General features: G+C 69.3%; 20 protein-coding genes. 5 read left to right on the plus strand and 15 right to left on the minus strand.

Annotated elements, in window-relative coordinates:
• The first annotated feature begins 89 nt into the window (after positions 1 to 89).
• Positions 90 to 782, plus strand: coding sequence for a FadR/GntR family transcriptional regulator (locus ACNJ7E_RS04820; protein WP_418339290.1), 693 nt, complete (start codon positions 90 to 92; stop codon positions 780 to 782).
• Positions 779 to 1,585 carry an ABC transporter ATP-binding protein gene (locus ACNJ7E_RS04825; RefSeq protein WP_280778542.1) on the plus strand — a complete coding sequence of 269 codons (807 nt, stop codon included), beginning with the start codon at positions 779 to 781 and terminating at the stop codon, positions 1,583 to 1,585. The genes ACNJ7E_RS04820 and ACNJ7E_RS04825 overlap by 4 nt, the downstream gene beginning before the upstream one ends.
• Before the next feature lie 129 nt (positions 1,586 to 1,714).
• On the opposite strand, the gene ACNJ7E_RS04830 is transcribed toward ACNJ7E_RS04825, so the two are convergent.
• The 3 genes from ACNJ7E_RS04830 to ACNJ7E_RS04840 all read right to left on the minus strand — a co-directional run bounded on the left by ACNJ7E_RS04830 (position 1,715) and on the right by ACNJ7E_RS04840 (position 4,968).
• Positions 1,715 to 3,202 carry a DUF4153 domain-containing protein gene (locus ACNJ7E_RS04830; protein ID WP_418339291.1) on the minus strand — a complete coding sequence of 496 codons (1,488 nt, stop codon included), beginning with the start codon at positions 3,200 to 3,202 and terminating at the stop codon, positions 1,715 to 1,717.
• Between the two features lie 78 nt (positions 3,203 to 3,280).
• A complete protein-coding gene (locus tag ACNJ7E_RS04835) occupies positions 3,281 to 4,258 on the minus strand; it encodes a HAMP domain-containing sensor histidine kinase (protein ID WP_280778544.1) in 978 nt (325 codons plus the stop codon).
• A gap of 23 nt (positions 4,259 to 4,281) precedes the next feature.
• Positions 4,282 to 4,968, minus strand: a complete 687-nt coding sequence (locus ACNJ7E_RS04840) for a response regulator transcription factor (RefSeq protein WP_280778545.1) — start codon at positions 4,966 to 4,968, stop codon at positions 4,282 to 4,284.
• A 258-nt stretch (positions 4,969 to 5,226) separates the two neighbouring features.
• Here ACNJ7E_RS04840 and ACNJ7E_RS04845 point away from each other — a divergent pair, with 258 nt between their 5' ends.
• Positions 5,227 to 5,772 (plus strand): hypothetical protein, encoded by a 546-nt coding sequence (locus ACNJ7E_RS04845; RefSeq protein WP_283330784.1) that lies wholly within the window; start codon positions 5,227 to 5,229, stop codon positions 5,770 to 5,772.
• 21 nt (positions 5,773 to 5,793) lie between these two features.
• Positions 5,794 to 6,060, plus strand: coding sequence for a hypothetical protein (locus ACNJ7E_RS04850; RefSeq protein WP_280778547.1), 267 nt, complete (start codon positions 5,794 to 5,796; stop codon positions 6,058 to 6,060).
• On the opposite strand, the gene ACNJ7E_RS04855 is transcribed toward ACNJ7E_RS04850, so the two are convergent.
• Positions 6,010 to 6,606, minus strand: a complete 597-nt coding sequence (locus ACNJ7E_RS04855) for a hypothetical protein (RefSeq protein WP_280778548.1) — start codon at positions 6,604 to 6,606, stop codon at positions 6,010 to 6,012. The two genes, ACNJ7E_RS04850 and ACNJ7E_RS04855, sit on opposite strands and share 51 nt — an antisense overlap.
• Entirely contained in the window at positions 6,606 to 8,882 is a 2,277-nt protein-coding gene (locus ACNJ7E_RS04860) for an ATP-dependent DNA ligase (RefSeq protein WP_489686820.1), read from the minus strand. Before ACNJ7E_RS04860 ends, ACNJ7E_RS04855 begins: the two co-directional genes overlap by 1 nt.
• An 88-nt stretch (positions 8,883 to 8,970) precedes the next feature.
• Here ACNJ7E_RS04860 and ACNJ7E_RS04865 point away from each other — a divergent pair, with 88 nt between their 5' ends.
• Positions 8,971 to 9,885 (plus strand): ABC transporter substrate-binding protein, encoded by a 915-nt coding sequence (locus ACNJ7E_RS04865; RefSeq protein ID WP_418339293.1) that lies wholly within the window; start codon positions 8,971 to 8,973, stop codon positions 9,883 to 9,885.
• Here ACNJ7E_RS04865 and ACNJ7E_RS04870 read toward each other — a convergent pair whose 3' ends face one another.
• From ACNJ7E_RS04870 to ACNJ7E_RS04915, 10 genes are all read right to left on the minus strand, one after another.
• Positions 9,886 to 10,317: a type II toxin-antitoxin system Rv0910 family toxin gene (locus ACNJ7E_RS04870; protein WP_009478084.1), complete on the minus strand. Its 432-nt coding sequence runs from the start codon at positions 10,315 to 10,317 to the stop codon at positions 9,886 to 9,888.
• Between the two features lie 71 nt (positions 10,318 to 10,388).
• Complete coding sequence (locus tag ACNJ7E_RS04875) at positions 10,389 to 12,023, minus strand: solute symporter family protein (RefSeq protein WP_280778551.1); 1,635 nt, start codon at positions 12,021 to 12,023, stop codon at positions 10,389 to 10,391.
• Positions 12,020 to 12,382: a DUF485 domain-containing protein gene (locus ACNJ7E_RS04880; RefSeq protein ID WP_105414256.1), complete on the minus strand. Its 363-nt coding sequence runs from the start codon at positions 12,380 to 12,382 to the stop codon at positions 12,020 to 12,022. The genes ACNJ7E_RS04875 and ACNJ7E_RS04880 overlap by 4 nt, the downstream gene beginning before the upstream one ends.
• A 184-nt stretch (positions 12,383 to 12,566) precedes the next feature.
• A complete protein-coding gene (locus ACNJ7E_RS04885; RefSeq protein WP_280778552.1) occupies positions 12,567 to 14,324 on the minus strand; it encodes a sodium/solute symporter in 1,758 nt (585 codons plus the stop codon).
• 7 nt (positions 14,325 to 14,331) lie between these two features.
• Positions 14,332 to 14,691, minus strand: a complete 360-nt coding sequence (locus ACNJ7E_RS04890) for a hypothetical protein (protein WP_011597296.1) — start codon at positions 14,689 to 14,691, stop codon at positions 14,332 to 14,334.
• Positions 14,688 to 15,482, minus strand: coding sequence for a LytR/AlgR family response regulator transcription factor (locus ACNJ7E_RS04895; protein WP_005244000.1), 795 nt, complete (start codon positions 15,480 to 15,482; stop codon positions 14,688 to 14,690). Before ACNJ7E_RS04895 ends, ACNJ7E_RS04890 begins: the two co-directional genes overlap by 4 nt.
• A gap of 33 nt (positions 15,483 to 15,515) precedes the next feature.
• On the minus strand, positions 15,516 to 16,724 hold the full coding sequence (locus tag ACNJ7E_RS04900; RefSeq protein WP_280778555.1) for a sensor histidine kinase: 1,209 nt from the start codon (positions 16,722 to 16,724) through the stop codon (positions 15,516 to 15,518).
• Positions 16,721 to 17,086, minus strand: a complete 366-nt coding sequence (locus ACNJ7E_RS04905) for an MmcQ/YjbR family DNA-binding protein (RefSeq protein ID WP_280778556.1) — start codon at positions 17,084 to 17,086, stop codon at positions 16,721 to 16,723. Before ACNJ7E_RS04905 ends, ACNJ7E_RS04900 begins: the two co-directional genes overlap by 4 nt.
• Positions 17,083 to 18,330: a lipase family protein gene (locus ACNJ7E_RS04910; RefSeq protein WP_280778557.1), complete on the minus strand. Its 1,248-nt coding sequence runs from the start codon at positions 18,328 to 18,330 to the stop codon at positions 17,083 to 17,085. Before ACNJ7E_RS04910 ends, ACNJ7E_RS04905 begins: the two co-directional genes overlap by 4 nt.
• Positions 18,327 to 19,943: a Na+/H+ antiporter gene (locus ACNJ7E_RS04915; RefSeq protein ID WP_418339464.1), complete on the minus strand. Its 1,617-nt coding sequence runs from the start codon at positions 19,941 to 19,943 to the stop codon at positions 18,327 to 18,329. The genes ACNJ7E_RS04910 and ACNJ7E_RS04915 overlap by 4 nt, the downstream gene beginning before the upstream one ends.
• Between the last annotated feature and the right edge of the window lie 66 nt (positions 19,944 to 20,009).

Here is a 20,009-nt window from a genome sequence, read left to right on the forward strand (position 1 = left end):
CACCTCTCCTCTGCTGCGTTGATTCTCTCCGGTTCACCATAGGCTCCACACAGTCCTCAGACGTCTGAGGACTGTGCTAGCGTCGCCGAATGGCCGGACGTCACACCCTCCGCAGCGGACCGTTGGTTCCCCAGCTCGAGGAACTCCTCGCCGCCCGGATCCGTGACGGCAAGTGGGCCCTCGGCAGCCGCATCCCCAGCGAGGCCGAACTGGCCACCGAACTCGGCGTCGGCCGTTCCTCCGTCCGCGAGGCCGTCCGGCTGCTCGCCCGCGACGGTCTGCTCGACGTGCGGCACGGTGTCGGCACGTTCGTCGCGAAACCACCCACGGGCGGTGCGCGACTCGAAAAGCTGCTTCGCCGCGCGCGCCTGCTCGAGGTGTACGAGGTGCGGCGCGCCCTCGAGATCGAGGCCGCCCGGCTCGCCGCGGAACGCGCACGCCCCGAGGACCTTCGGCGACTGCGAGAGCGGCTGTCGGCCCGGCACGACAGCACCACCGAGTCGACCGCCGTCTTCGTCGCGACCGACCTCGACTTCCACGCCGCGATCCTGGAGATCGCAGGCAACTCGATCCTGTCCGCCCTGTTCGATTCGATCCGGCCGCTGCTCGTCGACGCGCTCGCCGAACTCGTCGACCACGAACCGGGCCGACCCGACACCAGCTGCGCACACGACGACCTGGTGCGCGCGCTGGAAGCAGGCGATGCCGAGGCGGCTGTCGCCGCCACCGCCGCCAACCTCGATCCGACCATGTCGATTCTGCGGAAAGGCGAACATCAGTGACCACCCCGAACTCGGTCGTCAGCACCGACCACGTCGACCTCGTGCGGAGCGGGCGATATCTGCTCAGCGACATCACCCTCCACATCGAACGCGGACAGCACTGGGTGCTGCTCGGCGCGAACGGTGCGGGCAAGAGCACGCTGCTGAGCATGCTCGGCGCCTTCGCGCATCCGACCCACGGCACCGTCCACGTCCTCGGCCGTCAGCTGGGCCGGGTCGACATGCGGGAGTTGCGCGCCCACATCGGGCACGTGAACCCGCGACACCGGATCGACGCGCCGCTGACGGTGCGCGACGTCGTGCTGACCGGCCTCACCAACACGCCCGAGTTCGTGCCGAGGTGGGCACCGACCGCCGGCCAGGTCGCCCGCGCCGACGAACTCATCGCCTCCCTCGGCATGCAGAAGCACGCGGATGCCCTGTGGCCCAACCTGTCCCAGGGCGAACGCGGACGGGCCCTGATCGCGCGGGCGCTCATGGCCGAGCCGCAACTCCTCCTGCTCGACGAGCCCGCCACCGGCCTGGATCTGGCTGCGCGAGAACAACTCCTCACCGCACTCGACGAACTGCGCGTCGCGTACCCGAGCCTCGCCAGCATCCTCGTCACCCACCACCTCGAGGAAATCCCGACCACCACCACCCACGCCGTCCTCATCCGCGACGGCCGGGTGATCGCACAGGGCCCCGTCACGGACGTCCTCACCACCGGCAACATCAGCGAATGCTTCGACCACCCGATCGAGATCACCCGGCAACGCGGCCGGTGGGTCGCGCAGACACGGGTGCCCGAGACGGTCGGATAACCGCCGACGCGGTGCACACTGGTGGGTATGGCGCGCGCTCGGCGCGCCACAGCCGCACGGACATTGGCCGGATTCCCACGCAATTGCCTGTGATTCCGGCAAATCCGTCGGCAAACGGCGCGAGAACCGCTACGACCCCACCCGCTCACACGAGCCGACGGGATGCGCGGCCAGCAGTTCCTTCGCGCGACTGCGTGCCGCGTTGTACTCGTACCACTGCGACTCCCCCCTCACCTGCCGGTCGAGTCGGTACAGGGCGCACGACCGTTCCGGTTCGGGCAGCCGATCGAGAGCGGGGACGGCGTCGACGGACAGCGAACCGAGGTAGCTCACGTCGATCCGCCCGGTCTCGCCGAACCGTTCCACGTTCTTCCTGGCAACGTAGGCGTCCGGATCGATCGCGGCGAGGAGCAGCACCCCACCCACCGCGGACGCCAGGACGGCACGCGGCAACCACCGCCCCGACAACCGGACGCCTGCCGCGATGAGCAACACGAACACCAACCCCAGCCACAGTTCCGTCACCGTCACGGTCACCCGCAACCGCGTGTACCCGTACTGGTTCTCGTACAGCGACATCCGGTGGATCGCCGAGGCCACGACGACGAGCGTCAACGCGCAGAGCAGTCCGAGCAGCACCCGCACGAGGATGCGATCCACGACCTCCACTCGCGCCGCCTTCCGGACCGCGACGGCGATCACCACCAGTGTCAGCGCGGTCACCGCCAGCAACTGCCAGAAGCCCTGTCGCGCGTACTCGGCGTACGTCAGGTCTGCCGTGGTCAGCACGTGCGTGCTCCCACCGAACAGCACCGTCAACTGCACCGCGACGAATCCGAGGAACAACAGATCCAGCAGTGCGAGCGGAAACACCCACTCCCACCGGGCAACCGGGCGCCCCGGCCCGGGGGCGAGTGCGTCGACGCGGGGCGTCCGCCTCAGCAGGTACGCGGCACCCAGCGTGCCCCCGCACACCAGGACACCGAGCACGAACCGCCCGAACGGATTCGACACGTGGACGGTCGGTGCGGCCCTGCCGAGCAAGGCGGCGAAACCGGCATCCGCGCCGGCGAACAGCGAACCGAAGACCAGGAGCAGCACGGCCGTCACTGCCGCGACACCGAGAGCGCGGCCCACCGGCACCTTCCCGCTCGAATGCCACCGCCTCGCACCTCGACGCGTCCACCGCGCCACCCGCAGCGGTGTGAACCACAACGCGAACGACCCGGCCGCCAACCCCGTCCACGTGCGTCCGCCGACGAGGGCGAACGACCCGACCACCCAGCTCAGCGCCACACAGACCGCGGCCAGCCACCCCGCACCGCGGACGCTGAGCACGGCCAGCAGGGCGAGGGCACCGAGGATCGCGACAGACTGAACAGCCGTCGGCATCGTCCTGCGCGTGGCGAACACCGCGACGGCCACCGCAGTGCCGGTGACGACGTAGCCGAGGCCGACCACCGTGACCTGCAGCGTCAGCGCCGCGACCAGGCCTGCCGCCAAGGCCGCGAGGACGATCGGCCGTGGAGCCATCGACGTCCGGTCGCGGCGCCAGGCACGTCTCGGCCAGAAGTCACCCGACGTGGGCGCGGCGGGTTGTGGGGGTGCGATGGTCATGGTTCCCTCCCTGGTTGTCGCTGCCGGATGAAGGCAGGCGTCATCGCGGGACGTCGCGTCCCGGTTGTGGATCGGTAATCAGGCGGCGGGCAGACTCACCCGGATACAGCAGCCTTCGGCGGTGTCGACGACCTCGATGCGGCCGTCGTGGAGATCCACCGCCCAGCGTGCGATGGCGAGACCGAGGCCGGTCCCACCGTCGGTGGAGCCGCCGCGGGTGAACCGCTCGAACACCCGCGACCGCTCGCCGGGCGCGATACCGGGGCCGTCGTCCTCCACCTCGATGATCACGCCGCCGGCGTCCGGTCTGGCACGGACGACCACGCGGGTGCGCGCCGGGCCGTGCCGAAACGCGTTGTCCACGAGATTCGTCACCACCTGATGCAAGCGTGCGGTGTCCGCGTCGGCGCGCAAATGCGGCGGTTGCACGTCGACGGTCACCCGCCGCGGTCGCAGCGGGTCCTCCGACTGCCGCACCACATCCTCGAGGAACTCACGGACCGGAAAGTTCTCCCGTTCGAGTTGCACCGCCCCGCCTTCCACCCTCGACAGGTCCAGCAACTCGGCGACGAGGCGCCCGAGCCGCTCGGTCTGGTCGAGCGCCACCCGCATCCGGGCGGGGTCGGGTTCCTCCACTCCGTCGACGACGTTCTCGAGGAGTGCCTGCAGAGCGGAGATCGGTGTGCGGAGTTCGTGCGAGACGTTGCCGATGAGTTCGCGGCGATACCGATCGGCGGCCTCGAGGTCCTCGGCCATCTGGTTGAACGCGCGAGCCAGTTCGCCGATCTCGTCCCGCGACGTCGACCGCACCCGGCGTGAATAGTCGCCGGTCGCCATCGCGCGGGCCGCGGCGGTCATCGCGCGGAGCGGAGACGTCATGCCGTGCGCGAGGATCTGGGTCACGGCCAACGACACCAGCAACGCCAGGACCAGGGCGTATCGGAACGGCCAGCGAGCGGTGACCCAGAACGTCAGCGACGCGAAGAACAGCGCGGCCACGACGAGAAGACCGGTCTTCACCTTGAACGACCGCAGCGGATCGAGAGGTCGGGGCATCCTGTCCAGGATCCGGCCCGCGCTCACCGCTGCACGTCCAGTGCGTAGCCGACGCCGTGCACGGTGCGGATCAGGTCGCCGCCGAGTTTTCGGCGCAGCGCCTTGACGTGACTGTCGACGGTCCGGCTACCCGCCCCGTCACCCCACCCCCACACCTCCGCGAGGAGCGACTCCCGTGCGATCGCCGCGCGCGGCCGGGAGGCGAAGTAGGCCAGCAGGTCGAATTCGGTTCGTGTCAGATGAATTTCGTCGGCGCCGCGCCGGACGCGACGCTCCACGAGGTCCACCTCGAGGTCGCCGACGGACAGTCCGTCCCGCTCGGCCGGCACGGGTTCCTGGGCACGATCGGCCCGCCGCAGCAGTGCGTGCACCCGCGCCACCAGCACCCGCATGCTGAACGGCTTGCTCAGGTAGTCGTCGGCACCCACGCCGAGACCGATCAGCATGTCCGTTTCGTCGGCGCGCGCGGTGAGCATCAGCACCGGCACCGGCCGCGACGCCTGGACGCGCCGGCACACCTCGAGGCCGTCGAATCCCGGCAGCATCACGTCCAGTACCAGCACGTCGGGCGACGAGGCCGCGCACTCCGCAACGGCGGAGGGACCGTCCGACGCCGTCACGACGTCGAAGCCTTCCGCTCGCAACCGCGCCGCGACCGCCTCGCAGATCGTCGCCTCGTCGTCGACGACGAGCACTCTTCGCTGGCTCATTCCCCGACTGTATTGGGCGCACGTGCGGATCCCCGTCAGAGCTTGTGAAGATTCTGTGCAGGTTTGCCCGCGGTTCCGCCGCGGGGTGGGAGATGCGCACCCTGGGGTGCCTGTCGAATCGCTCGCGCCCGGCGCAAGCTTGGTCTATCAGCCCAGCTAGACACCCCAAACCACCGGAGGCACCCCATCGTCCACACCGCAACTCGCATCGCGATCGGCGCAACCGCCGCCCTCACGTTCTCCCTCGCAGGAGCCGCAGTGATCGTTCTTGCCGGTGGACATACCGACGGGGCTCCGACCCCGAGTTCGGAGGGGGCCGTCTCGCAGCAGCAGCCGGCTCCGGCGATCGCGCCGGCCCCGAGTCGGATCGTCGTCGCAGACCCCGGCTACTCGGTGAATCCCGGGTACTCGGCGCCCGGCTATTCGGCCGACACCGAAACGGTGGCGCCGGGACCGGGTGTCGTTCCGCCCGTCGTGGCGGCACCGCCCATCGTCCGAGCACCGATCGCCCAGCCGCCGATTGTCCAGCAGCCCATCGCCCAGCCGCCGGTTGCGCAGCCGCCCGTCGCCCAGCCGCCCGTCGTGGTGGACCCGCCCGTCGTCGTCGATCCGCCCGTCGTCGTCGACCCCGTTCACCCGCCGAAGGGTCCGTTCGAAGGACCGGGCCAGGTCGAGCCGGGCGTTCTCGAACCCGAAACCAATCCGTTCCCCGTCGGCGGCGGCCCGAAGCCTGCCCCGCCCGCGGCCCCGCAGTCACCCGGCGGCGTCGGCCCCGTCGACGGCGGAACCGTCGTCGGCCCCTGATCACCGGAGGAAATCCACACTATGTCCCACACCAAGACCCGCATCGCGATCGGCGGGGGCGCAGCCTTCGTCCTCTCGGTCGTCGGAGCCGCCGGAATCGCCGTCGCCAGCGGCACGGCATCACCGACCGCCGAGGTGAGTGTCACCGAGCAGCACCAGGACGAGGACACGACGTCCACGCCCCTGCCGGTCTTCACCCCGCCGGCGCTGCACACCCCGACACAGGAACCGCCCGGGTCATTCGACACCGCGTCGGCCGGCCCATTCGAACCAGCCCCCTGGCGGTAGCTCGAGCTCCGGCGGCTGCTGTCGGTCGTCCGGTGCCTCGACGAGCGCGTGGACCGGTTCCGGCCACAGTGTCTCGACCCGCTCCGCGGCATCGGCGAAAACGGCGGCATCGAGGTCGGTCCGAGATTCCGGAACCCCGAAGTAGGGCCACGCCGTGATCATCGACCAGCGTTTCGGCGGCGGGAGCGGCTGGAGAAAATACGTCTTGTCCGCGGTGAGCGGTCCGCCGCGCCCTGCCCCGCCATGCAGGCCGTCGGTCATGCGGGCACCGGGAAGGTTCGTGAACACACTGCCGTCCGCGTACTCGATTCCGAACAGAAACGGTCCGCTGCTCTTCGCCGACCCGGGTTTGCCGAATCCGAACATGTCGAGCAGCACCGTGGACTCGGGCCTGCGTGCCTGGATCGTGAACTCGACACCACAGCTGTACACGTGAACGTCGGTCAGCCACAGCACGAGCGACTCGGTGCGGGCCAGCACGGTGTCGACCGGCACGGAGACGGGGATCTCGTTCTCCGGGGTCGATTGGAATCGGATACCGGTCATCACGAGACCTCCACTTCGACGTCCTCGGGTGCCTTGTCGTCCCTGAGCCCACGCCAGCTGGGGTGCCGCAGTCTCTTCGAGCCGGTCCAATCCATGAACCGCACCTCCGCCACCAGTGTCGGGGTGACCCACACGGCCCCCTTGCGGTCGGCGGTGGGCAGGTCTTCGACGAACGGGCTGGTGTCGGTTTCGAGCGGCCCCAGGGTGGACGCGAGTTCCTGCAGATCCCGTTCGGTGAAGCCGGTTCCGACGCGCCCGATGTAGCGCAGCCCACCGTCCTCGGGGACGCCGAGCAGTACCGACCCGATTCCCGTGGACCGCCCGCCCTGACCCCGGCGCCACCCGCCGATCACCGCTTCCTGTGTGCGCCAGTTCTTCACCTTGATCCAGCTCGACCCCCGCTTGCCCGGCAAGTACACGGACTCGCGGCGTTTGGCCACGACACCTTCCCAGCCCTTGCCGCGGCTCTCGTCCAGAGCGTCCTGCGCGGACCCGTGCAGTTGCGGCGGCACGACCAGGTCGTCCACCTTGGCGGCCAGGGCTTCGAGGACGCGGCGCCGGTCGGTGTACTTCTTGCGTAACAACGACACTCCGTCGAGATACAGCACGTCGAACGCAAGGAAGTGTGGCTCGTTACCCTGCTGCAGGAGGCCGAAGTTCGCGACACCCCGCTCGTCGAACGCGACCACTTCACCGTCGAGGACCACCTCGTGGTCGCCGAGAGCGTCTGCCAGCCAACCCAATCGGGCGTAGTCGCGGGTCTTGTCGTTGCCCGCCCGGCTCGTCAGCTTCAGCTCGCCGCCACCGATCTCGGCGATCACCCTGATCCCGTCCCACTTCCCTTCGAACGCCCACTCGTCGGCGTCCAGTCCGTCGAGGGTACCGGGGCTCGCGAGCATCGGCGACAGTCCGCGCGGCAATTCGGACGTGTGCGACCCACCCCGTATCTGATCCTTCATCAGATGCATCAGCCACTGGTCGCCCTTCGTGCGGATCAGCGCGAACCGGCCCTCCACCTGCTCGCCGTGCAACTGGACGATCACCTCGTCGTCCCGCCACTTCTCGGTGTCATAGGTTCCCGTGTCCCAGATGGTCATCTCACCGCCGCCGTACTCGCCCTTCGGGATGGTCCCGGAGAACGTGAGATATTCGAGCGGGTGATCCTCGGTGTGCACGGCGAGCCGGTTCTCCCCCGTCGTCGTCGGCACGTTCTTCGGCACCGCCCACGACACCAGCACCCCGTCGCGTTCGAGCCGCAGGTCGTAATGCAGACGCCGGGCGTGGTGTTCCTGGATGACGAAGCTGTTGCCCTCCCCCGGCTGCACCGTGTCCGGCATCGGCTCGGGTGTCCGTCCGGGATCACGCTTGCGGCGGTACTCGGCGAGGGTGGCGTCGTCCTCGATCGGCGGATCGAGTCCGGCGAGCAGGTCGCCGTCCGACTCCCACCGTTCGAGCACTTCCTCGAACCGCAACTGTCGTAGGTCGGGGTCGTCGAGTTCGTCCCAGCTCCGCGGCGCCGCCACATATGGCTGGGCGCGCCCCCGCAGCGAATACGGCGCGATGGTGGTCTTGGATGGATTGTTCTGGCTCCAGTCGACGAAGACCTTTCCCGCGCGCACCGCCTTGGCCATGGTGGCGGTGACGAGTTCGGGCCGCAGCTTCTCCAGTCCCGTCGCCACCTGCTTCGCTACGGTCGACGCCCCCGAACCGTCCAGCTTCCGGTCGAGCGGCACGTACAGGTGAATACCCTTACTGCCGCTGGTGACCGGGTACGCGGTCCAGCCGAGGTTCGCGACCAGGTCGCGCACGGCCCGTGCCACCTCCGCGCATTCGGCCAGGCCCACACCGGGGCCGGGGTCGAGGTCGAAGACGATCCGGGTGGCGGGACCCCGATGTGGTCCGTCGAACCGCCACTGCGGCACGTGCAGTTCGAGTGCGGCCTGCTGCCCCGCCCACGCCAGGGCCGCGACCGAGTTCAGGAGCGGATAGTGCACGGACCGATCCGAGTGCTCGATCGCACGGCGCTCCAACCACGCCGGTGCGGAGGCCGCGAGGTTCTTCTCGAAGAACGGCTCGCTGTCCACCCCGTTGGGCCAGCGTTTACGGGTGGCGGGGCGGTCGACGACGTGCGGGAGCATGGCGGGCGCGATCCGCGTGTAATAGTCGATGACCTCGCCCTTCGTCGTTTCCGATTCCGGGTAGAGGACCTTGCCGAGATTGGTCAGGGACAGGCGATGTCCGTCGACCGTCAGTTGCCGGGTTCCCGCAGTGGCCACGCGCGCCTCCCTCCGCCAATACATACATATTGTGCGCCGCGCGGCCGCTTCGCTGGCCGGATCGCTACCCGCCAGGCAAGATGGCGGGGTGCACCGAGGTCCCAAGACAGCCGTCGCCGCCATATCCGCTGCACTGACATTGCTCGCCGGATCCTGCTCCACCGACACCACGTCGGAGGTCGACGCCCAGGCCGAAGCCTCGACGATTCCCGAAGCGTTCACCAAACTTCCGTCCACCCGCGCGGTCGGCGACTGCGCCCCCGGCAGCGGCGTCACCGCGCGGGACGGCGTCGTCACCATCGCCACCGACAGTCCGTCGTACCAGCCGTGGTTCGTCGACGGTGACCCGTCCAACGGCAAGGGCTACGAGGGCGCCGTCGCCCGGGAAGTGGTCGAGAAGCTGGGATACGGTCCGGACCAGGTGCAATTCGAGACAGTCGGGTTCAACGACGCGCTGGCGCCCGGCGAGAAGAACTTCGACTTCGCCATCGACCAGTTCACGATCGTCGACACCCGGCGCGAGACGGTCGATTTCAGTTCGCCCTACTACGCCGTCACGCAGTCGGTGCTGGCGCTGAAGAACTCTCCCGCCGCGAGAGCCAAATCGCTCGCCGACCTCGCGCCGTTCCGTCTCGGGGCGCAGGTGGGGTCCACGAGTTTCGACGCCATCACCCAGACCGTGCAGCCCCGCCAGGCGCCGGTCAGTTTCTCCACCACCGACGACGCCAAGGCCGCCCTGGCCGCGGGCGACATCGACGCACTGGTGGTGGACATCCCGACCGGATTTCAGATCACCGCCAACGAGGTGAAGGACAGTGTCCTCGTCGGACAGTTCCCGCGCCCCAACGCCGTCACCGAATTCTTCGGCCTCGTGCTGGAGAAGAACAGCCCGCTCACCGCGTGCGTCTCGGCGGCCGTCGATTCGCTCTACGCCGACGGGACGCTGGACGCCCTTGCCGCCGAGTGGATCACCGACACCGGCGGCGCGCACGTCCTCGACTGATCAGGCGTACAGCTCGACGAACGTCTTCAGGGACTTCTCGATGTCGCCCTTCAGCGCCTTCGCGACACCCGAGCCGATGGGCCCGAACAGCGGTGCGCCACCGAGTTCGATGGTGAACGCCACCTCGGAGGCGTCGCCCTTCGCCTTGACGTCGAGCACCATTCCGAGCTTCACGCCGCCCTTGCCGTCACCCTTGAGAACGATGCGGTTCGGGGCGTCGTACTCCTTGATCGTCCACTTCACGCGGTTGCGGAGTCCCTTGACCGTCACGACGGAACTGATCTCGGTTCCGGCCGTGAGGGTCTCGGGAAGTTCGCCGCGCCAGCCGTCGTGGACCACGAACCACTTGTCGAAGTCCTGCAGATTCGAGGCCTTGTCCCAGGTGTCCTGGGGGCTGAGGGGAACATCGGTCTTGACCGTGAGTTTCGCCATTGGTGCAGCCTAACGGCCTGTGAGTACTTATTAACCGCGGGCGGTTAATAAGTACTCACAGGCCGAAGGCATTAGTGGGAGACGGCCTTCTCCACACCGACACCGGTGAGAGAGCGGACCTCCATCTCGGCCTGCTTGGCGGGATCCTCCGCCTTGCCGCGGCCGATGTAGGTGCCGACGATGCCGAGAACGAACGCCAGCGGGATGGAGACGATGCCCGGGTTGGCGAGCGGGAAGTAGTCGAAGTCGGCGGTCGGGAACATCGACGACGGCTTGCCGGACACGGCCGGGGAGAACGCGATCAGCAGGAGGCAGCTGACCAGGCCGCCGTAGATGCTGAACAGGGCGCCGGTGGTGTTGAACTTCTTCCAGAACAGCGAGTACAGCAGCGTCGGCAGGTTGGCCGAGGCAGCCACCGCGAAGGCGAGCGCCACCAGGAACGCGATGTTCTGGCCCATGGCCATGATGCCGAGGACGATCGACACGAGACCGATCACGACGACCGTGATCCGGGAAACCCGCACCTGGGACTCTTCCGACGCGTGTCCGCGCTTGATGACGCTGGCGTAGATGTCGTGGGCGAACGACGCGGACGCCGTGATCGCCAGCCCCGCCACGACCGCGAGGATCGTTGCGAACGCGACCGCGGAGATGATCGCCAGGAAGATGGTGCCGCCCAGTTCGAACGCGAGCAGCGGTGCCGCCGCGTTCTCCTTGCCGGGTGCTGCGAGGATGACGTCGGGGCCGACCATCTTGGCGGCACCGTAGCCGAGGACGAGCGTGAACAGGTAGAACGCGCCGATCAGTCCGATCGCCCAGGTGACGGAGCGGCGGGCTTCCTTGGCGGTGGGGACGGTGTAGAACCGCATCAGCACGTGCGGCAGGCCTGCGGTGCCGAGGACGAGGGCGATGCCGAGCGAGATGAAGTCGAGCTTGCTCATCGAGCTGATGCCGTACTTGGCGCCGGGAGCGAGGATGTCGCGGCCCGCGATGGCCTCGTTCGTGGAAGTGCTGACCGTCGCCTGGGCGTCGGCGAGCAGCTGGGAGAAGTTGCCGCGCACCGCGAACAGCACGAGGAAGAACATGATGCCGGCTCCGGCGACCAACAGCACCGCCTTGACCATCTGCACGTAGGTGGTGCCCTTCATGCCGCCGACGAGCACGTACACGATCATCAGCACACCCACGACCGCGACGACGACGCCCTGACCGACCTTGCCGTCGATGTTCAGCAGCAGGGCGACGAGTCCGCCGGCTCCTGCCATCTGCGCGAGCAGGTAGAACAACGAGACCACCAGTGTGGACAGCGCCGCGGCCATCCGCACGGGACGCTGCTTGAGGCGGAAGCTCAGCACGTCCGCCATCGTGAACCGGCCGGTGTTGCGGAGCAGTTCCGCGACGAGCAGCAGGGCCACCAGCCAGGCGACGAGGAAGCCGACCGAGTACAGGAAGCCGTCGTAGCCGTACACGGCGATGGCGCCGGCGATGCCGAGGAACGAGGCGGCCGACAGGTAGTCGCCGGCGATGGCGAAACCGTTCTGCGGTCCGGAGAACTGACCGCCGCCGGTGTAGAAGTCCGAGGCCTTCTTGGTGGTGCGGCTCGCCCGGATCACGATGGTCATCGTGATCACGACGAACGCCACGAAGATGGCGATGTTGAGGAGCGGGTTGCCGACGTCGGTGCCGACTGCGAGCGTGGTGATCACTTGAGGGGTCCTTCCAGCTCGTCGCGGATCGCGGCGGAGCGCGGGTCGAGTTCCCGGTTGGCGAACTTGACGTACAGCGCGGTGATCACGAACGTGGTCACGAACTGGCCGAGACCGAGGATGATGCCGAGGTTGATGTTGCCGATCACCTTGGTGGCCATGAACTCGGGCGCGTACGTGGCCAGCAGGACGTACGCCGCATACCAGGCGAGGAAGAACGCCGTCATCGGGAAGACGAAACTACGCAGGCGGTGTCGCAACTCCTGGAACTCGGGGCTCGCCTGCATGTCTACGAAGGCTTGCGCATCAGGAGCGCTCCGCTTCTGCGGTGCGCCCTCACTGAGATCGGCTGTGGTCACTGCAGACTCCTTGGTCGTGTGAAGTGAACTGGTTACCGACGTTAGTGAGAGTTGAGTCACAGAAATAGGTTGTGGTGTCTGTCACACGGCGAGCTGCCGGACTGTGCGCCGAACGGTCACCCGACCGCGACAAGCGGCTCCGCCACCCGTGCGCCTTTCTGGTTGCGGGAGCTACCAAAAAGGCTCACGGGGAGCGGAGCTCCCTCTCGCGGTCGGAGCCCACCTCGAGGCGCTCGGGGGCGTGCATGCGGGTGAAGATCCGGCTGAGGTCGGCGGGAATCTGACGCTTCGTCACCTTGCTGACCAGCACCATCGTGACGAAGGCCAGCGGAACGCTGACGGCGGCCGGATACGCGACCATCGCCGCGGGCCAGCCGTTCCAGACGTCGACGGTGAAGCCGCCGAGCACCGAGATCCCGGCGGCACAGCCGGCGACGAGCCCGCCTGCGACCATCCCGGCACCAGCCCCGGCGGCGGTCAGACCACGCCACCAGATGCCGAGCACGAGCAGCGGGCAGAGGGTCGACGCCGCGACCGCGAACACCAGCCCCACCGTGCGCGACAGGTCCAGCGACGTCACCGCCAGCGACAGCACCAGCGGCACCGCCCCGGCCAGGACTGCGGCGATGCGGAAGTCCCGGATCCGTCCGCGCAGGACGTCGGTGCTGAGCACCCCGGCGATGCTGACGAGCAGACCGGACGACGTGGACAGGAACGCCGCGATGGCCCCGGCGGCCACCAGTGCGGCGAGGAGTTGCCCGGCCCACCCTGAGATCACGGAGCCGGGCAGCAGCAGGACCGCGGCGTCGGACGTGCCGGTGATGAGCAGCTGCGGCACGTACAGCCGCGCGAACACCCCGAGCAGCGTCGGGAACAGGTAGAACACTCCGAGCAGCCCGACCACGGCCAGCGACGTCAGCCGCGCGGCCCGCCCGTCGGGGTTGGTGTAGAACCGGACGAGCACGTGCGGCAGCCCGAGCGTGCCGAGGAACGTGGCGAGGATCAGCGAGTACACCTGGTACATCGGGTGGTCGCCGCCGAATCCCCAGCCGGGGGCGATCCAGTCGGAGTTGTCGGCGGGAGCGCCCGCGACCACGGGAACCGGTGCGCCCGCCTCGAGGGTCATCGACGTGCCCTCGCCGAGGTGGTGCTCGCCCGGCTCGAGGCGAACCTCCCCGGTGGCCGGGACTCCGTCGATCGTCCCCGACCCGCCGACCGTCACCGGTTCGGACACCTGCACGACGACGTCGGTGGTGATGTCGACGGTGGTCTGCTCGCTCACGGTGGGCGGTGCGGCGGCGCCCAGTTCGTGGTGGTCGCCGAAGAAGTACACCGACAGCACGAGTGCCGGGATCGCGACCGCGGTGAGTTTCAGCCAGTACTGGAAGGCCTGGACGAACGTGATGGACCGCATGCCGCCGCCCACCACGTTGGCGATGACGATGAGCCCGACGACGACGGCCCCGACCCAGGTCGGCACGCCGAGCAGGATGTTCAGGGTCAGTCCTGCGCCCTGGAGTTGCGGGACGAGGTACAGCGCGCAGACGGCGGCGACGACGAGCATCGCCAGGGTGCGGAGCCGGCGGGAGCCGAGCCGGAACTCGGCGAAGTCGGGCACCGTGTACGCGCCGGAGCGTCGCAGCGGTGCGGCGACGAACAGCAGCAGCCCGAGGTAGCCGGCCGTGAACCCGATCGGGTACCAGAGGGCGTCCGCACCGTATTTCGCGATCAGGCCGGCGACGCCGAGAAAGGATGCGGCCGAGAGGTACTCGCCGGAGATGGCGGCGGCGTTCCACCGCGGTCCGACGCTGCGGGACGCGACGAGGAAGTCGGAGGTGGTGCGCGCCAACCGCACTCCGTAGATGCCGATGGCCACCGTCGCGATCGCGGCGGCGGCGAGCCCGGCCAGGGTCAGCCAGGGAATGGGTTGGTCGGTGGTCACGGGATGCTCAGTCGTCCACCAGGTCGGCGAATTCCTGTTCGTTGCGCTCGGCCTGCCGCACGTAGATCCAGCCGGTGGTCAGGAGCACCGGGTACACGAGCGCCCCGAGCACCACCCACGGCAGCCGGATCCCCAGCACCGCCACGTCCGACAATGCCGGGAACAGGAACATCACGAGCGGCACCGCGCAGAGCAGGCACGCCGCGAGGAGCGCGAGCCGGATGGCCAGCACGAGCTGGGTGCGCACGAGCCCCCGGATCATCGCGTCCCCGACCGCGGTCTGTTCCTGCACCTCGACGCGGGTGCGGACGATCCGCGCACCGCGGCGCTGGGCGAGGACGACCCGCACCCGCTCGGGCGAACTCATCGCGCGGTCCAGGTTTGCTTCGGCGCCCGGACCAGCCGGTCCTTGAGCATCCGGGTGTGCCTGCGGCTGACCGGCAGTTCGACGGGCGGGTGGTCGCCGTGCGCGCGGAGGCACACGACGAGACCGTTGCCGACGGTCCGGATTCCGGTGACCCGCGGCAACGCGACGAGGTACGAGCGGTGGACCCGCAGGAACCCGGCGTCCGCCCAGCGCGTCTCGAGCGCCGAGATGGGGATGCGGACGAGGTGGGAGCCGTCCGCGGTGTGCAGGCGGGCGTAGTCGCCGTCCGCTTCGACCCACTCGACGGAGGACCGGTGCACGAGTGTGGTGATGCCGCCGAGTTCGACCGGGATCACCTCGTCGGTGGGGGCGGCCGGTCCCGCGTCGACCCGCCTGCGGCGCCCCTCGACGATGCGGCGCACGGATTCCGCCAGCCGCTCCTCGCGCAGGGGTTTGAGGAGATAGTCGACGGCTCCGAGGTCGAATGCGGCGACGGCCCGGTCGTCGTGGGCGGTCACGAACACCACCTGCGGTGGGGACGCGAAATTCGCGAGGATCCCGGCCAGCTCGAGCCCGTCGAGTCCGGGCATGTTGATGTCGAGGAAGACGGCGTCGATCTCCCCGTCGCGGAGGATGCGCAGCGCCGTGGTGGCATCTCCCGCGGTCCGGATGTCCCCGACCGCGTCCTGGGCGCGCAGCAGGAACGCCAGCTCGTCGAGGGCGGGTTTCTCGTCGTCGACGGCCAGCACGGTGAGGGGTGCGTCCGGAGACTTGTCGTCAGTGTGGTTCACAACGACAGCAATCGTCGCACGGACCCTCCCTGTTCATGTCGAGATCCCCCGCCGGAACTTCGGGACGCGCATGCTCACCTTGGTGCCCGCACCGGGGGCGGTCTCCACCACGAGTCCGTAGTCGTCGCCGAACGCGGCGCGCAGGCGGTCGTCGACGTTGGCGAGCCCGACGTGCGCCGCCTCCTTCACCCCCGACGTCTCGGCCACCGAGTCCAGCGACCCCGACCGCAGCAGTTCTGGATCCATGCCGACGCCGTCGTCCTCGACGCTGATCACGCAGTCGGTGCCCTCGTCGGCGGCGACGATGCTGACGGTGCCGCCGTCCGGTTTGGCGGCGATTCCGTGCCGCACCGCGTTCTCGACCAGCGGTTGCAGCGCGAGGAACGGCAGCACCACGTTCAGCACCTCCGGCGCCACCTGCAATTTCACGGCGAGGGCGTCGCCGAACCGGGCGCGCTCGAGGGTGAGGTACCGGTCGATGTTGCGCAGTTCGTCGGCGAGCAGGGTGAATTCCCCCGCCGAACGGAACGAGTACCGCGTGAAGTCGGCGAACTCGAGGATCAGCTCCCGGGCGCGATCGGGGTCGGTGCGGACGAACGACGCCACCGTGTTCAGCGCGTTGTAGATGAAATGGGGGCTGATCTGTGCGCGCAGCGCCCGGACCTCGGCGCGGTCGAGTCGGGCGCGGGACGCGTCGAGGTCGGCGAGTTCGATCTGGCTGCACGCGTACCGGGCGACTTCCGTGACGGCGCCGAGCATGCCCGGGCCGGGGTCTTCCGTGGTGACGATGCCGAGGACCCCGACCACGCCGATGGCCTCGATGAGCAGGGGCTGGGCGATCAACCCTCGCACCGCGTTGTCACCCGCGCCCCGGACGAGACCGCCGTACGCGACGAGCACCCGACGCTCCCCGTCGACGGCGCGGGCGGCCGCGTCGTGCAGTTGTTCGGTCATGGCCTCGTGCGGTCCGCTCCACGCGAGGAGGTCACCGCCGGCGTCGAAGACACCCAGCGCCTGCGCGCCGGTCAGCTGGCGAAGGTGCGGCGCGGCCTCCTCCGCCGACGTCTCGTCCAGCCCCCGCCGCAACGGCCGCGCCGCCAGCGACGCCGTGTGGAGGGTCGTGTGAACGGCCCGTTCGGTGGGTGTCGTCAGCTCGCGCCGGGCGCGCAGCCACACGGCGGTGAACGCGACGACGGGAATGAGGACGAGCAACGCGACGACGGCGACGACGGTTCCCGTCATTCGCCGGCGTCCAGTCGGGCGATCAGGGTTTTCGGGGCGACGGCGCGGTAGGCGTCCTCGACGATGTCGGCGACGTCGTCCCAGTCCTGCGGGATGTCGAGATAGACGCCGATCCACCCGCGTCCCCCGACGTACGGCGGGACGAAGAACCTGCCGGGGTCACGCTGCACCCAATCCTGCTGCGCGCCCGGCGGAGCCGCCGCCCAGAACGCCACCCGGTCGTCGTGGTGGCGGTCGGCGAGTGACGCGAACTGCGGCGCCTTGCGGACGAACCACGCCGGTTCGCCGTGACTGACCCGTTCCGTCGCCTCGGGCAGGGCGAGGCACAGCGTCCGCAGCCGTTCGAGGTCGGCTTTCTTCACGGTGTTCCTCCCTCGGGACACGTGTCGGGGGCGGGCACGTCGGCGAAGCGGTCGGCGATCCACTGCACCGCGCCGGGGACGGAGCGCCCGTCGGCGTGCCCTTCCCCGGGCCGGGAGTCGAACTCGACGATGTCGCCGAGTGCGCACGCGCGGTCGACGGCCTGCGAAGTCCATTGCGGCAGAATGAGGTTGTCCCGCTCCCCCACCACGACGAGCATCGGCCCGCCCGCCCCGTTCTTCGGTAGGGCGATGTCCTCGAGCCACCCTCGCATGCGCTCGGCGTCGGCCTCCGTCCGCGGACCCGTGTCGGCGGGGGTGAGCTGGGTTGCCACCGTCCACTTCTCGGGAAGTTTCGCGGCGACGCACGACAGCGTGACGTCGGGAGTGCCGGCGAGCGCGCCGCGCATGTAGTCGTCCGGATTCAGCTCGGGGTGCACCACCTTCAGTCCCTCGAGGAGGTACGGGAGGAACATCTTCTGCGGCAACGACAGTGGTTCGACGGTCCCGTCGGCGACGATCCCCGACAGATCGGCCGCGGGTGACAGGTTCGCCGAGCCGAGGAACGCGAGCCCGTCGCCGTAGTCGTCGGCGTGCTCGGCCGCGGACCACGACGCCTGACCGCCCTGCGAGACCCCGATCGCCGCCCAGCGCGTCGACGCCTCCGGCACCACGTTGCGCGCGGCCCGGACCGCGTCGATCAGGTCGTAGGCGGCGGTGTCGGGTTCGAGGTAGGGATGCGGGCCGTCGGTGCCGAGTCCCTGGTAGTCGGTGACGGTCACGACGTAGCCCCGCTGCAGCAGCGGGCGGACGAGGTTCGTCGTGCCCAGCAGGGTCGGTGACGACGAGGGGGCGCACTCGTCGGTGACGCCCGTGGTGCCGTGCCCGACCGTGACGACGGGCCTGCCGCCGTCCGGTGCGGGGCCGGCCGGAGTGAACACCGTGCCCACGACCTCCGAGCCGCTGCCGTCGACACCGGACGTCGACCGGTAGACGACCCGGGTGGCGGTGGCGCCGAGGGCGGTGATCGCCGGATCGATATCGGGCACCGGCTCCTGGCTGGTGAGCGCGCCACGCTGATCGCCGGTCGGTGCCGAAGAGCCGGCAGGACCGGAATCCGCGGCCACCGAAGTTGTGGGAGACGGGCTCGGGGACGCCTCGTCCGTGGTGCAGGCGGTCAGCGCCACGACAGCGGTAAGGGCGACCACGGCGGTTCGCACCGGACGCACACCCACCTCGCACCTCATTCGCGACGTCTCCGCACCCGCTCCTCGGCTGCTGCCTCCTCCACATCGAGGCCTTCCAACACGCTACGCATCACCTCGTCGTCGAGCGTTCCCGCGTCGCGGGCGGCGATGATCGCCTCGCGCTGCGCGCGCAGGGCGGCGCGACGGTAGTGGTCGAACAGTGCGCCGGCCCGCTGCTTCTCCGCGGCGTCCTCCGCCTCCTCGGCCTGGAGCCTGGCCCGCATCGACCGCCGCACCCGTTCGAGGATGTCGGTCAGGTCGGCTCGGTCGATTCCCTCCGGCGGGTGTTCGGTGAAGTCGACGAGCGCCCGTTCGCCTGCGTCGCGGGAGATCGCGCGGGCCAGTTTCACCTGTTCCTCCTCGCGCTCGCGTTCGCCGGGATCCGCCAGATCGAGTTTCCGGATCAGCAGCGGCATGGTGGCACCTTGGATCAGTAGAGTGCCGACGGCCACGACGAACGCGATCGCCTGGATCACCTCGCGTCCCGGAAACGGCTGTCCGCTCGCGATCACCACGGGCACACCGGACGCGGCGGCGAGCGTGACGACCCCGCGCATCCCCGCCCAGGACACGACGAGGCTTTCCCGCCACCCGAGTTCCACCGAGCCGCCGGGCGCCTCGATCGCCAGCCCGACTCGTCGGCGGAGCCAGTGCAGCAGGATCCACGCCGGCCGTATCGCCATGACCACGGCGAGGACTGCGAAGCCGTAGAAGAAGACGTGGTGCACCGGTAGGCCCTGGTCGCGGACGTCGTCGATGACGAACTTCAGTTGCAGTCCCATGTAGGCGAACACGAACATCTCGAGCAGGAGATCGACGCTCTCCCACAGCGACCGTTCCTGGATGCGGGTGGCCACGGAGGCGTCGGTGGCCTTGTGCCCCATCAGGAACCCCGCGGCGACCACCGACAGCACACCGGAGGCGTGCACCTCCTCGGCGGCGAGGTACGCGGCGAACGGGAGCATCAGCCCCAGCACCGTTTCCAGCGGGGAGTCGTACATGCGGTGGCGCACCCACTCGACGATCTTCGCGAGCACCAGCCCTATCAGGACCCCGCCGACCACCTCGTAGCCGAAGAACACGACGGGATGGACCGGGATCTTCGCCCCGACGACGGCGGAGACGGCGACGGTGAACAGGGTCAGCGCGGTGGCGTCGTTGACGAGTCCCTCGCCGGTGAGGATTGCGATCACCCGGTTCGGCAGGCCGAGCCTGCGGCCGACCGCGACGGCACTGACCGCGTCCGTCGGCGCGACGACGGCGCCGAGGACCAGCGCGGCGCCGAGGGTGAATTCGGGGACCAGCCAGTTGGCGAAGAAGGCCACCCCGATGGCGGTCGCCAGGACGGTGAAGATCCCCAGCCGGAGAATCGGTGCGAGGTGGCGCCGGAACGTGGCCACCGAGAACTTGAGCGCCGCGGAGTACAGCAGCGGCGGCAGCACCACACCGAGGATCGCGTCCGGGTCCAGTTCGAGCCGCGGCATCCCGGGGATGAACGACGCCACCGACCCGATGGTGACGAGCACCAGCGGCGCCTGGAGGTCGCGGCGCTTCGCGAAACTCGTCACGGCAATGGCCGCGATGATGACGAGGAGCACGAGGACGCCGTTCACGACACCGATTCTGCCGCGCCCGCCCGCCGTGTGCGGGTCATCTCCGAAGACGCGCGTGGGCCCCGG

The organism is Rhodococcus mengyinensis (assembly GCF_048381435.1).
GTDB classification, from domain to species: domain Bacteria; phylum Actinomycetota; class Actinomycetes; order Mycobacteriales; family Mycobacteriaceae; genus Rhodococcus_F; species Rhodococcus_F opacus_D.